Source organism: Marinobacter sp. F4218, assembly GCF_019443085.1.
In the GTDB taxonomy this organism is placed as follows: Bacteria; Pseudomonadota; Gammaproteobacteria; order Pseudomonadales; family Oleiphilaceae; genus Marinobacter; species Marinobacter albus.
This window is the reverse complement of record NZ_JAHZIL010000003.1, coordinates 29218-42340: the sequence shown is the minus strand read 5'-3', so window position 1 is coordinate 42340 and position 13123 is coordinate 29218. Positions and strand designations below refer to the sequence as shown.

The following is a 13123-nucleotide window of genomic DNA, read 5'->3' as shown; positions in this document are numbered from 1 at the left end:
GAGATCGCCTGCCATTCGATTTGCCCAATTCCGCTTATAAAACTTCGCTATTTATTCAAGGACGGAAACCGTCGCGAGGAGCTGCCGGACCCGCTCCGTGCTCTTGCCGGACTCTCCCTGCTCAAGGCGATGCTCAGCCACCGCAGGAAACACGGTCTGGATGTCATCGGGCAGCACATGATGACGCCCTTCCATGAGAGCCCAGGCCTTCGCGGCCCTCAGCAGGCCCAGCCCGGCCCGGGGTGACAGGCCATAGAGCAGTCCTGGCATGCGGCGGCTCTGTTCCAGCAGACGCTGAACATAGTCGAGCAGGGCAGGGCTGGCCTTCACGCGGTTGACAGCCTCCTGGAGTGTGGTCAATTCCTCGTGGGGCAGGAGTGCCTGCAGTCGTTCCGTCATGGCTCGTCGGTCTTCGCCCTCGAGCAGCTCCCGTTCCGCTCTTGGATCCGGATATCCGAGGCGCAGTCGCATCAGGAAACGGTCAAGCTGGGATTCCGGTAAGGGAAAGGTGCCGCCCTGTTCTATGGGGTTTTGCGTCGCGATGACGAAAAACGGATGTGGCAGAGGTCGGGTCTGTCCCTCGATGGACACCTGTCTTTCTTCCATGGCCTCAAGCAGCGCGCTCTGGGTCCGGGGCGAGGCCCGGTTTATCTCGTCAGCAAGGACAATCTGCGCGAAAATCGGGCCCGGATGAAAAACCAGGCTGCCCGCTTCCTTGTCGTACATGGAGTAACCGAGTACATCGGCCGGCAACAGGTCGTTCGTAAATTGGATGCGCTGATAGGACAATCCCATGATTTTGGCAAGCGCGTGGGAGAGGGTGGTCTTGCCCATGCCGGGAATGTCTTCGATCAGTAGGTGACCTCTTGCCAACAGGCCGCAGAGAGCCAGGCGCACCTGTTGTTCCTTGCCTAACAGTATCTGGTTCAGTTCACTGACAACGGAGTCGACCAGTTTTTTCATTATGGGGTCAGTCCCTCACGCGTTTGAGAATGTCGCCGTAGGCGTCGATACGACGGTCTCTCAGATACGGCCAGATACGGCGAATCGATTCACTGCGGGTTCGGTCGAGCGTGGTGGCCAGAATGCACTCGCTTTCTTCGTCGGCGCGGGCAAGGAATTCGCCCTGTGGGCCACAGATGAAGCTGTTGCCCCAGAAACGGATGCCGTCTGATTGTTTGGAGGGGTCCGGTTCTGTTCCGACGCGGTTCGGGGCAACCACCGGGAGGTTGTTAGCGACGGCATGTCCCCGCTGAACGGTTACCCAGGCCTCTAACTGTCGCGCCTGTTCTTCCGGGTCGTCTGTCACATCCCAGCCAATGGCCGTTGGATAAATGAGGATCTCGGCACCGGCCAGCGCCATCAGTCGAGCGGCTTCGGGATACCACTGATCCCAGCACACCAGTACCCCCAACTTGCCAACGGACGTGTTGATTGGTGTAAAACCACTGCGCCCGTCGTTGAACTGGGCATCGCCCGGCGTGAAGTAAAACTTTTCGTAGAACCCCGGGTCGTCCGGGATGTGCATTTTACGGTAAAGGCCGGCGAGGGATCCGTCCTTCTCAAAGACGACCGCGGTGTTGTGATAAACACCGTTCATCCGACGCTCGAAAATGGAACCAACTAGGACGATGCCCAGTTCCCGCGCGAGATCGGAAAGCCTCTGGCTGGTTGGCCCGGGAATGGGTTCGGCCAGTTCGAAAACTTCGGTGTCTTCGGTCTGGCAGAAATACAGGGTGGCGTGAAGTTCCTGCAGGACAACCAGTTCCGCACCGTTGGTAGCTGCCTCCCTCACAAGCTTTTCGGTTGTGGCGAGGCTGGCGGTCTTATCGTCAGTGCAGGCCTGCTGGACCGCAGCCAGGTTAAGGAATCGGGGGGTGGCGATGCTGCTCATGGAGAGACTACTCCTGCCGGAATCTGCATGGTGACGCAATGGAGGCTCCCGTGCTGGAGAATCAGTGGCCGGCAGTCGATGGGGACGATTTCACGATCCGGAAACACCTGTTTGAGGACGTTGATGGCCTCGGCATCCTGACCGACCCCGTAGGTGGGCACCAGTACCGCGCCGTTAATAATCAGGAAATTGGCGTAGGTCGCGGGGAGGCGATTGCCATCCTCGTCGTAGATCGGATCAGGCCACGGCAGGGCCGTCAGTCTGTAGGCGCTGCCATCACGCTGGTGGAATTCCTGCAACTCCTCTTCCATGGCGGCCAGGGCGCTGTAGTGTTCATCCGCAGCATCGGAACAGGCGACGTAACAGATATGGTCCGGCGCACAGAAGCGGGCCAGCGTGTCTATATGACTGTCGGTGTCGTCTCCGGCAAGATAGCCATGATTCAGCCAGAGAACGCGATCTGCCCCAAGCATCTCGGCCAAGAGGCGTTCGATGGCTGTCCGGTCCTGGGAGGGGTTACGGGTTGGAGTCAGCAGGCATTCGCTCGTGGTGAGAATGGTGCCTTGGCCATCGGATTCAATCGAACCGCCTTCCAGTACGAAGTCGACCGGCTGGAGAGGCGTTGCTCCAAAGGCGCCGGCGTTGGCCAGGTGCCGGTTGAGGGCATCGTCCTTTTCCCACTGGAACTTGCCGCCCCAGGCATTGAAGCGAAAGTCGAGGAGCGCGAGGCCGTCTTCGGTCTGCACCGTCAGGGGGCCATGATCCCTTGCCCAGGTGTCATTTGCCGGCGCTGGAACGGCGATAACCCGGCCGGGGAATCCGTGTTCCTCAGCATAGCTGTTAAGAAACCGCTCCAGTTCCTGGACCCGGACAACGTGTTCGCAGCTGATGAGCAAGTGCTCGAAGCGCAGGACGGCCTTGGCAATGTCTGTAAAAACCGGCTCCACCTGGTCCAGGACGTCGGCCCAGTCGGTTCCCGGGTGGGGCCAGGTCAGCATTACTGCACTTTGCGGAGCCCATTCAGCGGGCAACACACGTCTGGATGTCACTTTACAGTCACCTTGAGTCGTAAAAGCCGCCATTCTAACTAACGGTGGGGCGCAGCGTCAGGGTCTGTGCCGGGAATTTGCTAGTTGCCAGGTGTTGTTTTTTGTTACCGCTCAGCGATTGGGCTTGAGCACGGCATGGAGCACCCGGTCGTGCTCAAAGTAAACGATGAAGTTCCGGTAATGCCATTGAGTGATGGGTGGCTCGCCCACGGGGCCCATCACCTCAAGCGGTTCACCCCAGGTCGCCCGGACGGCATCCTGGCTCATACCGGTTTCCGGGGTGCTGACGAATTCGCGATCGGCCTGCGAACCCACCGGAATACTGAGCTGTTCGGCTAACAGGCCGCTCGCCGGCGCGAGGGTAAGTGCTGCTGCCAGAGCCAGGGTGCCGAGTATTATTCTGTTTTTTCTCATTGCGTGATCTCCATTAATGCCTGGTACCTCCCGGGGTTCGTTCGGAAGGACATGGATAAAGCGTAATATCTTAAAAGAACAGGCAAAAGTCACCTGTTTTTCCAAAGCTTACTCTTTTTGCCGCTGCCGAATCTGCCAGCGCATCACATGCCGCACAATCTGCTGGCGGTCACTGTCCTGAATGCGTTCGAACTCGGTATGGACCCTTGTGCCGCCAGTGTTGTCGGGCTGCACGTCAATCACCTGGGCGATCGCCTGTGGCTGGAATAGCTCCGGGGGCAAAGTCATGCGAATGGCAAGGCGATCACCGATCGCCCAAAGCGGAGGGGCGCAGGAAAAGGCCAGCCCGCCCTCACTCAGGGTTACCTCCCGCCAGTCTTCCGGTTGCAACGGATTTTGCTCAAAGGCCATAATGCGCGCAAGCGTATCCAGCTTGCCATTCAGGGACTTGATCAATCCTGTCAAAAGGCGGTCTCGTTCAGCGAGGCTGGCAAGCTGGGTCCTTATGTCCTGATCCAGTCGACGGAACTCGGCTTTCAGACTTTCAAGGTGGTCGCCGTCAAAGGCGCCTTCCTCGGGCGATGCTTGCGATGGAAGCCTTCGGATTTCCAGGCCGATTCGATCTTCGATACGGAAGAAATCCCGGCGTTCGGAGGTATACTCCACCGGTTCGCTGGGCGTATTGTGTGACGGCATCCTGGCTCCGGAAACAGAAATTTCATTGATATAGAACAGTTTAGCAGTTTCCCCCGTCGCTGGAAGACGGTTGGGAAAACCAGACCACGACAGACCTGAAGGTAGCGACAGGCGCCTCCCCATGTTCAGACCCTTATCGTTTTACATCGGCTTGCGGTACACCGCGGCCAAACGTCGTAATCACTTTATCTCCTTTATATCACTAACTTCCATGATTGGCCTGATGCTGGGTGTCGCGGTGTTGATCATCGTGCTTTCGGTCATGAACGGATTCGATCGGGAACTCAAACAGCGGATCCTCGGCATGGTTCCCCACGCAGTCATTGAGGGCTCCGGACCGCTCCAGGACTGGGAATCAGTCGATCAGCAGGTTCAGGAGCATCCGCGTGTGCTGGCTGCTGCCCCGTTTATTCAGGGGCAGGGCATGGTCACCGGCGGTGGCAATGTTCGTGGTGTCATGCTCAATGGCGTGTTGCCTGAGGAGGAGAAGACGGTTTCGATCATTGAGAAACACATGATCGAGGGCAGTCTGGACAATCTCCGGTCGGGTGAGTTCGGCATCATCATCGGCCGCCTGATGGCAGCCAGTCTTCGGCTCAAGATGGGCGACAAAGTAACCGTGGTCCTGCCGGAAGCCTCGGTAACGCCGGCAGGCGTGTTGCCCAGGCTCAAGCGATTCACCGTCAAAGGCATTTTCAGTGTGGGCGCCGAACTGGATGGCAACTACACGCTCGTGCACATGGATGATGCCTCCAAGCTGATGCGTACAGGGGGCAAGGCCCTCGGAGTGAGGCTGCTGGTGGACGACCTGTTTGCCGCTCCCAAGGTAGCAGAGCAGGCGGCGCGAATGCTGGAGGGACGTTATTACATCTCCGACTGGACGCGGACCCATGGCAATCTATTCCAGGCCATCCGGATGGAAAAGACCATGATCGGCTTGCTGTTGATGTTTATCGTCGCAGTGGCTGCGTTCAACATTGTCTCGACGTTGGTGATGGTAGTGACTGACAAAACCGCAGATATCGCGATTCTGCGAACCATGGGCGCCACGCCCGGGCGAATCATGCGAATCTTCATTGTTCAGGGCGCGGTTATCGGAGTGTTCGGAACATTGATCGGCACAACGCTCGGGGTGGTTGGCGCCTTGAACATCAGCGGCTTCATCTCCTGGCTGGAAGACGCTTTGGGACACCAGTTCCTGAGCGCCGATGTGTATTTCATCAGTTATCTGCCCTCCCAGTTGCAGTGGCAGGATGTCTATATCATCAGTGGAGCCGGTCTTGCCATGAGCCTGCTGGCCACTGTCTATCCTGCGTGGCGAGCATCGAGAGTCGATCCGGCGGAGGCACTGCGATATGAATAAGGAAAGCGTGATGTCAGAGGAGTCGGGGCCGGTGATCGATTGTCGTCAGGTCACACGGACCTACACCGAGGGGCCGGAGAAACTGACCATCTTCTCCGATATCTCCCTGGAGGTTGCGGCGGGAGAGACAGTTGCCATCGTCGGTAGCAGTGGTGCCGGCAAAACGACCCTGCTGAATTTGCTCGGGGGGCTGGATCGCCCTTCATCCGGACAGATCACCATCTGCGGAGAAGACATTCACCGGCTTTCCGAGGCAGGTAGGGCGCGTTTCCGCAATCGCCATCTGGGTTTTGTTTACCAGTTTCATCATCTGTTGCCGGAATTCTCCGCGTTGGAGAACGTCATGATGCCCTGTGCACTTGGTGGCATGGCAGTCAGTAATGCCAGGGAAAAGGCGAAAGAACTGCTGTCCCGGGTCGGGCTGGCGGAGCGCCTGGCCCACAAGCCGGGTGAGCTCTCCGGGGGGGAGCGTCAGCGTGTTGCCATTGCCCGGGCGCTGGTCAACGAGCCGCAATGCGTCCTGATGGATGAGCCGACTGGTAACCTGGACGAGCACACCGGTGAAGGCGTGCGTGAACTGATCGAATCTCTTCGCGATCAATTGGGTATCTCATTCGTTATGGTGACCCACGATATGAGGATGGCCCGAAGCCTCGGCCGGGTTTTGCGACTGGAGCAGGGGCGGCTGATTCAGGAAGGTTGATCCGCGGTCCCGCGGCGCCTGATCCGCTCCAGGCGCCGTACCTGCCAATCCGAGCGAATCTTCCGACGCCAGAGAAACTGGATCACGAGGTAAGCCACGCAGGCTGATACGGTGGCGATGATCAGTGATCCGAGGTAGAGCGGAATACCAATGTCCAGTAGCCGTTCGCTGATCCAGGCCCAGGAAAGCTCGAATTCGAAGTTCAGTACGGGGCGGTTAAGGATCCAGGCGCCGATTTTGTAGTTGAAGTAGAAAATCGGCGGCATGGTAACCGGGTTGCTGATCCACACCAGCACTACGGAAAGCGGCAGATTGGCATTGAACCAGATGGCGAAGAGGGTAGCGCCGAGCATCTGGAAGGGCATCGGAATGAAACAGAACCAGATGCCGACCAGGAAGGCGCGGGCGACGCTGTGTCGGTTTATGTGCCACAAGTTTGGTTCATGAAGGATATCGCCAAGGAAGCGCAGCGATTTCATCGCTTGCACCTTCTCTGGTGTTGGCAGATAGCGTTTCATGAACTTCTTTGGCATTGGAAGCTCTGCCTGTCGAAAGAGTGTAAAACCCGGTAGCAAGGATGCTGCCGGTGATATCTCAAACCGGGAGGACAAGGATTGTCCGGAAGTTCAAACATTCAAGGCCGGCCCCTTGGTGGGCACGGTATAGCAGTTGCGGGCGTTTTCGCCTTCTCTTGCGGCGTTATCTTACTGTATCGGTTGTCGATGTTGCCACCACCAGAATGGTTCCTGGTGGGCTTTATCACTTCTTTTTGCATTGCACTGCTATCCCGCTCCGGCATCGTCCGGCGCGGCGCCTTTGTGATTCTTGCACTGAGTGCTGGCACAGGCTGGGCAGGTTGGCACGCGAGCCAACGCTTAAGCGAGCATTTGCCGTCGGAGTTCGAGGGCCGAAAGGTCTCGGTGTCCGGTTACGTGTGTGACGTGCCCTCGCCCGGGAACTTTCACAGCCTGCGCTTCAGTCTTTGTGTCACGGGTTGGCATGGCCTGCCAAAGCAAAAGGCTGCGGCGCGTCCAATGCCCCGAATGGTTCGGCTCGCCTGGTACGGGGCGAAGGTGTCAAAGCTGCCCGCTCATCGGCTCAGGCTCGACGTTGTCCTGAAACGGCCCCACGGAACCCTCAATGACCAGGGGTTTCGTTACGAGGACTGGCTGTTCCGCAAAGGCTACCGTGCCACAGGTACGGTGCGCGCTGCCGAACCGGACGACTCAGTCCTTTGTGGTCTCCATTGTCACTACAGTCGGGCCCACACTGAACTGGCCCGCTGGGTTGAGAGACGGTTTGCCGATGCCGAACACCTGCCGCTGATTGCCTCGCTGCTGGTGGGCTATCGGGGCAATATGACGGATGCCCACTGGCAGATTCTTCAGGCAACCGGAACGGTGCACCTCGTTGCCATCTCAGGCCTTCATCTGGGGCTGATTGCGCTCGGCGCGGGATTGGTTTTCCAGCGGTTATTGCTGGTCCTGCCAGTGTCGCACCTGGGGGAAGCGGCTCGGCGTCGACTTTTATTCGGGGCAGTGATGCTGTGTTGTCTGGTGTACGCGCTGGCTGCAGGCTTCACGGTCCCGACCCGCCGAGCCTTGCTGATGGTGATGGTTGGTGGCTGGTCATTGCTGTTCGCCCGGCAGAGACCGGCATGGCATTCGCTGGTCCTTGCACTGGCCACGATTCTGTTTCTGGACCCATTTGCCCCCCTGGATCAAGGCTTTTGGCTCTCGTTCGGTGCTGTGTCGGTGTTGATCTGCGCCTTTGCCGGTTCCCTTGGCGTATCCGGGTGGTTCCGGGCACTGCTGGTTGCTCAGTGTGCAGTGTTCGCGGGGCTCTGGCCGGTGCTTCAGGTGTTTGGGCAGGGGCAGCCCCTGATTGGCGGGCTGGCAAACCTGATTGCCATTCCGCTGGTTTCCACAGTGGTAATGCCTGTCCTGGTTATAGGCGGACTGCTGACGGCAGCTGTGCCCATTGTTTCCGGCGTCGTGACTGTTGCATTCGATGCGGTACTGGACGTGCTCTGGTACTTGCTCTCTGCATTGGCGCAGTTGCCGTCACCGGATCTCCGCGCAGGGTCGCTGGAGGTCGTTGTGTTGGCGTTCCTTGTTCTCGCAATGATCTGTATGCCATTGCGTGGTTATCGTGTGGCCGGGATCATCGCCATCCTCTCATGGCTGGGATTATCCTGGTTGCCGGCGCCGTCGACCAACATCCCCGTGTCCAAGCCCGAAGTACGGATCTGGGATGTGGGGCAGGGATTGGCGGTACTGGTGCGCTCGGGGGATAAGGTGCTCCTCTACGATACGGGGCCTGCGGTTCCCGGCGTGTTTTCATCGGTAGAATCCACGCTTTTGCCTGAGCTGAGAGCCTTGGGGGTACATCGTATCGACACGCTTGTGGTCAGCCACGCGGACAGCGATCATGCCGGCGGTCTGGCATTGCTGGCAGATTCGCTGGTGATCGGGCAGGTGGTGACGGGTGAAGTGGCGGAGGTCTGGGCGAAGCTCGGAGCCTCGTCCGGTTTTCCGGTGGTTCCATGTTTGAGCCGCAGTGAGTTTCTCGGAGAGCTTGAGGTCAGCTATTGGCAGGCACCGGTCGCAAATCAGGGCAATGATGCGTCCTGTGTGATGAGGCTTCAGCACCGGGCCTCAGGCATCGAGTGGGTTTTTCCGGGAGATATCAGTGCGGCTGTAGAGTCCCGCTACCTGACTCACCTGAACAAGGCTGCCCGGGCGCAGCCCAGAACGACCCGGGTATTGCTCGCTCCCCACCACGGCAGCAAAACATCTTCGTCGTTGGCCTGGGTGGATACGCTGAGCCCGGATGTGGTCATTTACTCGGCGGGGTACCGCCATCGATTCGGGCATCCCCATCCAACGGTGACAGCCCGCTACCGGGCCCTGGGTAGTCGATCCTTCAGTACTGCCTGTTCCGGCATGCTGGTTCTGGCCATTGCCCATAACAGCCTGACCATCAAAGAAAAGCGACACGATGCGCCATTCTGGATCAGCGGTGCCGACCAGGCGCGGGCCGCATGCAAAATACCGTGACATAACGGGTGTGGCCTCCAACGGCAGCTATGCTAAAGTAGCGCGGCTTGTAAATTATCAGGGAGACCGAGCGTGTTCGAGCTGTTGAAAGCCGGTGGCATTTTGATGGTGCCAATTGTTGCGTGTTCCATTCTGGCGCTAGCCATCATCATGGAGCGTTTCTGGACCCTTCGCGCATCCAGGGTCGCTCCACCCCAGACCGTCAACGAGTTGTGGCGCTGGATCAAGAAGAAAGAGCTCAACGGTCGCAAGCTGAAGGCGCTCCAGGGGTCCTCACCCATGGGCCGGATCCTGGCGGGTGGTCTGCTAAATGCCAAGCACGGCCGTGAGATCATGAAAGAGAGCATTGAGCATGAGGCGAGTCAGGTTATTCACGACCTGGAACGGTTCCTGAATCCGCTGGGTACTGTGGCGACAATCACACCGCTTCTGGGTCTCTTGGGCACCGTTATAGGCATGATCAAGGTCTTCGCCGAGATTCAGCTGGCCGGCGTAGGCAACGCCGGTAATCTGGCCGGTGGTATTTCCGAGGCGCTTATCACAACCGCCGCCGGGCTCAGCGTTGCGATTCCGGCCCTCATTGCTCACCGGTACTTTATCCGCCGGGTAGACGAACTGGTGGTCAGTATGGAGCAGGAAGCCATCAAGCTGGTTGAGGTAGTGCACGGAGACCGCGAAATCGACGTGGAAGGAGCCTGAACACCGTGAAGTTCAAGCGCCAGAGAAGTCAGGAGGTTGCGGTAGATCTGACACCACTGATCGATGTGGTTTTCCTGCTGCTGATTTTCTTTATGGTTTCGACCACCTTTACCCGTGAAAGCCACCTACAGGTCGAGCTTCCGGAAGCCAGCGGTGAGCCCGCGTCGCCCGCAGAGGTGAAACAGATTGACGTGGTGATCAACGCGGAAGGCCAATACATCCTGAACGACCGGACGCTGGTGAACAATCGCCGTGAGACTCTGGAACGGGGCATTCGGGAGCTGGCCGAAGGCGATAATTCGCTGCCATTCATCATCACTGCGGATGCCCGCACGCCCCACGAATTTGTGGTACGTGCCATGGACGTTGCCGGCAGGCTCGGATTTGCCAAACTGAGCATTACCACCGAGCGGGAGGCTGAGAGCCCGTGAGTAGTACTGAACCGCTTCCCGCGCCGGTCCTGGAAACACCGTCCGGCAGTTGGGAAACGTATAAGCGCTTGTTGGCGTATGTGAAACCTTTCTGGCTGGCGTTCTCGCTGGCCGTGGTTGGTAATGTTATCTATGCGGCTGCATCCACCGGCATGGCTGCGGCTATGGAGTACGTGATCGCCGCCATTGAGAATCCGACCGAGGGGAACCGGCTGCTGCTGACATTGGTGATTGTCGGGGTATTTGCCTTCCGGGGGCTGGGCACGTTCATGAGCCAGTACTTCATCAACTACGTTGGTCGGCAAGTAATCAATGCCCTGCGCAATGATGTCTTCGATCGTCTGCTGACCCTTCCATCTCGCTATTTTGACGACAACGCAGCCGGTAGGCTGGTTTCCAAGCTCACGTTCAACGTGGAGCAGGTCGCCGAAGCGACCACCAATGCGGTGACCATCACTCTTCGGGAAGGCCTGACGATTGTGGGGCTGATGGGTTTTATGTTGTACACCAACTGGAAGCTCACACTGATTTTCCTGGCTGTCGGTCCCATTATCGGCGCCGTCGTCAGTTATGCCAGCAAGCGTTTCCGCAAGATCAGCAAACGTATCCAGGGCTCCATGGGGGACATAACTCATGTGGCGTCAGAATCCATTGCCGGCTACCGGGTGGTTAGGACATTTGGTGGCGAGGACTACGAGCAGCAACGTTTCCGCGAAGTCAATGATCGCAACCTCAAGCAAAGTCTGAAGATGGCATCGACCCAGGCGATCAGCGTTCCTATTATCCAGGTACTGGTGGCGATCGCCATCGCCGCGCTGGTCTGGACCATGCTTGCACCGGAGATTCGCGGTGAAATGACCACGGGTCAACTGGTCGCCTTTATTACTGCAGCGACTACCATGGCCAAGCCCATCCGGCAGGTTACGTCGGTTCATGCCAAGATCCAGAAGGGCGTTGCCGCGGCATACGACGTGTTCGAAACCATCGATGAGCGCCCGGAACAGGATCCAGGCACCTTTGCGCCGACCAGAGTCGAGGGCACTATCCGGTTTGAGGATGTCTCTTTCCGGTACCGCGATCAGCTCGACAACGTGCTGGAGGGCATTTCACTAACCATCCCCGCAGGGCAGAGCGTGGCGCTTGTTGGCCGGTCCGGGAGTGGAAAATCGACTCTGGTCAGTCTGTTGCCGCGCTTCTACGAGTACACCGGCGGCGACATCCTGATTGATGACCATTCTCTTCGAGACTATTCTCTGAAGGCGTTGCGGGCCCAGATTGCCCTGGTGACGCAGAATGTTGTGCTGTTCAATGACACCATCGCCGCCAACATCGCCTACGGTGCGCTTCGGAATTGTACCCGCGAGGACATTCGCGAGGCGGCCGCCAAGGCCCACGCTCTGGAATTCATTGACCGCATGCCCGACGGACTGGACACGATGATTGGTGATAATGGCGTCATGCTATCCGGTGGTCAGCGCCAGCGTCTTGCGATTGCCCGCGCACTGCTGAAAGATGCGCCGCTGTTGATTCTTGACGAGGCAACGTCGGCTCTGGATACAGAATCCGAGCGTCACATTCAGGACGCTCTCGAGACGGTGATGAAAGGCCGGACCACGCTCGTGATTGCACATCGACTGTCCACGATCGAGAAAGCGGACCGGATTCTGGTCATGGACAATGGACGAATTATTGAGTCAGGCCGCCACGAAGAGTTGCTTGCAGCGGGCGGTGCCTACGCCCAGTTGCATCAGATGCAGTTCAGCGAATCGGCATGAGTTCCCTGATCGACCGGCTGTGGTATGGCACGGGGCGTCCCCTGGGGTTTCTCGCCCCGTTGAGCTGGATCTTTCAGGCGATCACTGCCTCTCGCCGCCGCAAGGCCTGGGATGCCAGGGACGAGGTGTTGCCGGTACCGGTAGTGGTTGTTGGCAACATCACTGCCGGCGGCACCGGGAAGTCTCCACTGACGGCACGGCTGGTGGCCGAGTTCCGGGCGGCCGGATGGCGTCCTGTGGTGCTCAGCCGCGGGTATGGAGGTAAAGCCGCCCAATATCCGTTGCTTGTGCAGGGTGACAGCGAACCGTCGCAGGCGGGGGATGAACCGGTAATGCTGGCCCGCGCTACCAACACACCGGTGGTGGTGGACCCCCAGCGTCGGCGGGGTGCCGCCTGGGCCCTCGAGCAGGGCCTCGGAGACATTCTGATCAGTGACGACGGCCTGCAGCACTACGCGCTCCCAAGGGACATAGAAATCGCCGTGTTTGATGGCGTCCGTGGGACGGGCAACGGAGCCCTCATTCCAGTCGGACCACTTCGCGAGCCCGTCTCCCGTCTTGCCTCCGTGGACTTTGTCGTCGTTAATGGCGGTGATTTCGAGGAAGGAGGGCACATTGAGTCATTCCAGGGTATTGAGCACCCGCAAATTTTTACCATGGCACTCGAACCGTCTTCGCTGACCAATCTGAAAACCGGAGAATCCCGTCCGTTAAGCGACCTCACAGGGCGGCACGTGCGGGCTGTGGCTGGAATCGGAAATCCTGAACGGTTTTTCGATACACTGCGAAGCCTCGGCGCGGTTGTCGAAGGAACGGCTTTCCCGGATCATCATGATTTCAGGGCGAGTGACCTGGACGCCGAGAGCGGTCGGTGGGTTGTCATCACGGCCAAGGATGCGGTGAAATGCCAAGGCTTCGCTAAAGACAATGTCTGGGTGTTTTCAGTCCAGGCGCGTTTGGATCCGGAGTTCATTGGGGCCGTGCTCTCCAGAATCCGGCAAGATTCCGAGCAGATACTCTCTTAATCGTTGGTGAGAAAA

13 protein-coding genes are annotated in these 13123 nt (G+C 58.5%); 7 read left to right on the top strand and 6 right to left on the bottom strand.

What is annotated here, in order from left to right:
- Positions 1-51 precede the first annotated feature (51 nt).
- The 5 genes from K0B93_RS04090 to K0B93_RS04070 form a co-directional block, all read right to left on the bottom strand.
- Positions 52-963, bottom strand: coding sequence for an AAA family ATPase (locus K0B93_RS04090; protein ID WP_219866001.1), 912 nt, complete (start codon positions 961-963; stop codon positions 52-54).
- 7 nt (positions 964-970) lie between these two features.
- Positions 971-1894 (bottom strand): carbon-nitrogen hydrolase, encoded by a 924-nt coding sequence (locus K0B93_RS04085; RefSeq protein ID WP_219866000.1) that lies wholly within the window; start codon positions 1892-1894, stop codon positions 971-973.
- Positions 1891-2943 (bottom strand): agmatine deiminase family protein, encoded by a 1053-nt coding sequence (locus tag K0B93_RS04080; protein ID WP_324123946.1) that lies wholly within the window; start codon positions 2941-2943, stop codon positions 1891-1893. Before K0B93_RS04080 ends, K0B93_RS04085 begins: the two co-directional genes overlap by 4 nt.
- Positions 2944-3054: 111 nt before the next feature.
- Complete coding sequence (locus K0B93_RS04075; protein ID WP_219865998.1) at positions 3055-3357, bottom strand: outer membrane protein assembly factor BamE; 303 nt, start codon at positions 3355-3357, stop codon at positions 3055-3057.
- A gap of 108 nt (positions 3358-3465) precedes the next feature.
- The gene (locus tag K0B93_RS04070; RefSeq protein WP_219865997.1) at positions 3466-4053 is read right to left on the bottom strand and encodes a PilZ domain-containing protein; all 588 of its coding nucleotides are present in this window, start codon (positions 4051-4053) and stop codon (positions 3466-3468) included.
- A 121-nt stretch (positions 4054-4174) separates the two neighbouring features.
- Here K0B93_RS04070 and K0B93_RS04065 point away from each other — a divergent pair, with 121 nt between their 5' ends.
- Positions 4175-5416: a lipoprotein-releasing ABC transporter permease subunit gene (locus K0B93_RS04065; protein ID WP_219865996.1), complete on the top strand. Its 1242-nt coding sequence runs from the start codon at positions 4175-4177 to the stop codon at positions 5414-5416.
- Complete coding sequence (lolD, locus tag K0B93_RS04060; RefSeq protein WP_219865995.1) at positions 5409-6119, top strand: lipoprotein-releasing ABC transporter ATP-binding protein LolD; 711 nt, start codon at positions 5409-5411, stop codon at positions 6117-6119. Before K0B93_RS04065 ends, lolD begins: the two co-directional genes overlap by 8 nt.
- Here lolD and K0B93_RS04055 read toward each other — a convergent pair.
- Positions 6107-6652: a DUF2062 domain-containing protein gene (locus K0B93_RS04055; protein ID WP_219865994.1), complete on the bottom strand. Its 546-nt coding sequence runs from the start codon at positions 6650-6652 to the stop codon at positions 6107-6109. The two genes, lolD and K0B93_RS04055, sit on opposite strands and share 13 nt — an antisense overlap.
- A 189-nt stretch (positions 6653-6841) precedes the next feature.
- On the opposite strand from K0B93_RS04055, the gene K0B93_RS04050 reads away from it, so the two are divergent.
- From K0B93_RS04050 to lpxK, 5 genes are all read left to right on the top strand, one after another.
- The gene (locus K0B93_RS04050) at positions 6842-9178 is read left to right on the top strand and encodes a DNA internalization-related competence protein ComEC/Rec2 (RefSeq protein ID WP_219865993.1); all 2337 of its coding nucleotides are present in this window, start codon (positions 6842-6844) and stop codon (positions 9176-9178) included.
- Positions 9179-9250: 72 nt separating this feature from the next.
- Positions 9251-9877, top strand: a complete 627-nt coding sequence (locus K0B93_RS04045) for a MotA/TolQ/ExbB proton channel family protein (protein ID WP_219865992.1) — start codon at positions 9251-9253, stop codon at positions 9875-9877.
- Positions 9878-9882: 5 nt separating this feature from the next.
- Positions 9883-10308, top strand: a complete 426-nt coding sequence (locus K0B93_RS04040; RefSeq protein WP_219865991.1) for an ExbD/TolR family protein — start codon at positions 9883-9885, stop codon at positions 10306-10308.
- Positions 10305-12083: a lipid A export permease/ATP-binding protein MsbA gene (gene msbA, locus K0B93_RS04035; protein ID WP_285367831.1), complete on the top strand. Its 1779-nt coding sequence runs from the start codon at positions 10305-10307 to the stop codon at positions 12081-12083. Before K0B93_RS04040 ends, msbA begins: the two co-directional genes overlap by 4 nt.
- Entirely contained in the window at positions 12080-13108 is a 1029-nt protein-coding gene (lpxK, locus tag K0B93_RS04030) for a tetraacyldisaccharide 4'-kinase (protein WP_219865990.1), read from the top strand. Before msbA ends, lpxK begins: the two co-directional genes overlap by 4 nt.
- Positions 13109-13123 lie beyond the last annotated feature (15 nt).

Bases quoted from the DNA above. Each gene is read 5' to 3' on its own strand.
- K0B93_RS04085 (WP_219866000.1), bottom strand. From the start codon at position 1,894: ATGAGCAGCATCGCCACCCCCCGATTCCTTAACCTGGCTGCGGTCCAG.
- lolD (WP_219865995.1), top strand. From the start codon at position 5,409: ATGAATAAGGAAAGCGTGATGTCAGAGGAGTCGGGGCCGGTGATCGAT.
- K0B93_RS04075 (WP_219865998.1), bottom strand. From the start codon at position 3,357: ATGAGAAAAAACAGAATAATACTCGGCACCCTGGCTCTGGCAGCAGCA.
- K0B93_RS04065 (WP_219865996.1), top strand. From the start codon at position 4,175: ATGTTCAGACCCTTATCGTTTTACATCGGCTTGCGGTACACCGCGGCC.
- K0B93_RS04050 (WP_219865993.1), top strand. From the start codon at position 6,842: ATGTTGCCACCACCAGAATGGTTCCTGGTGGGCTTTATCACTTCTTTT.
- K0B93_RS04055 (WP_219865994.1), bottom strand. From the start codon at position 6,652: ATGCCAAAGAAGTTCATGAAACGCTATCTGCCAACACCAGAGAAGGTG.
- K0B93_RS04070 (WP_219865997.1), bottom strand. From the start codon at position 4,053: ATGCCGTCACACAATACGCCCAGCGAACCGGTGGAGTATACCTCCGAA.
- lpxK (WP_219865990.1), top strand. From the start codon at position 12,080: ATGAGTTCCCTGATCGACCGGCTGTGGTATGGCACGGGGCGTCCCCTG.
- K0B93_RS04090 (WP_219866001.1), bottom strand. From the start codon at position 963: ATGAAAAAACTGGTCGACTCCGTTGTCAGTGAACTGAACCAGATACTG.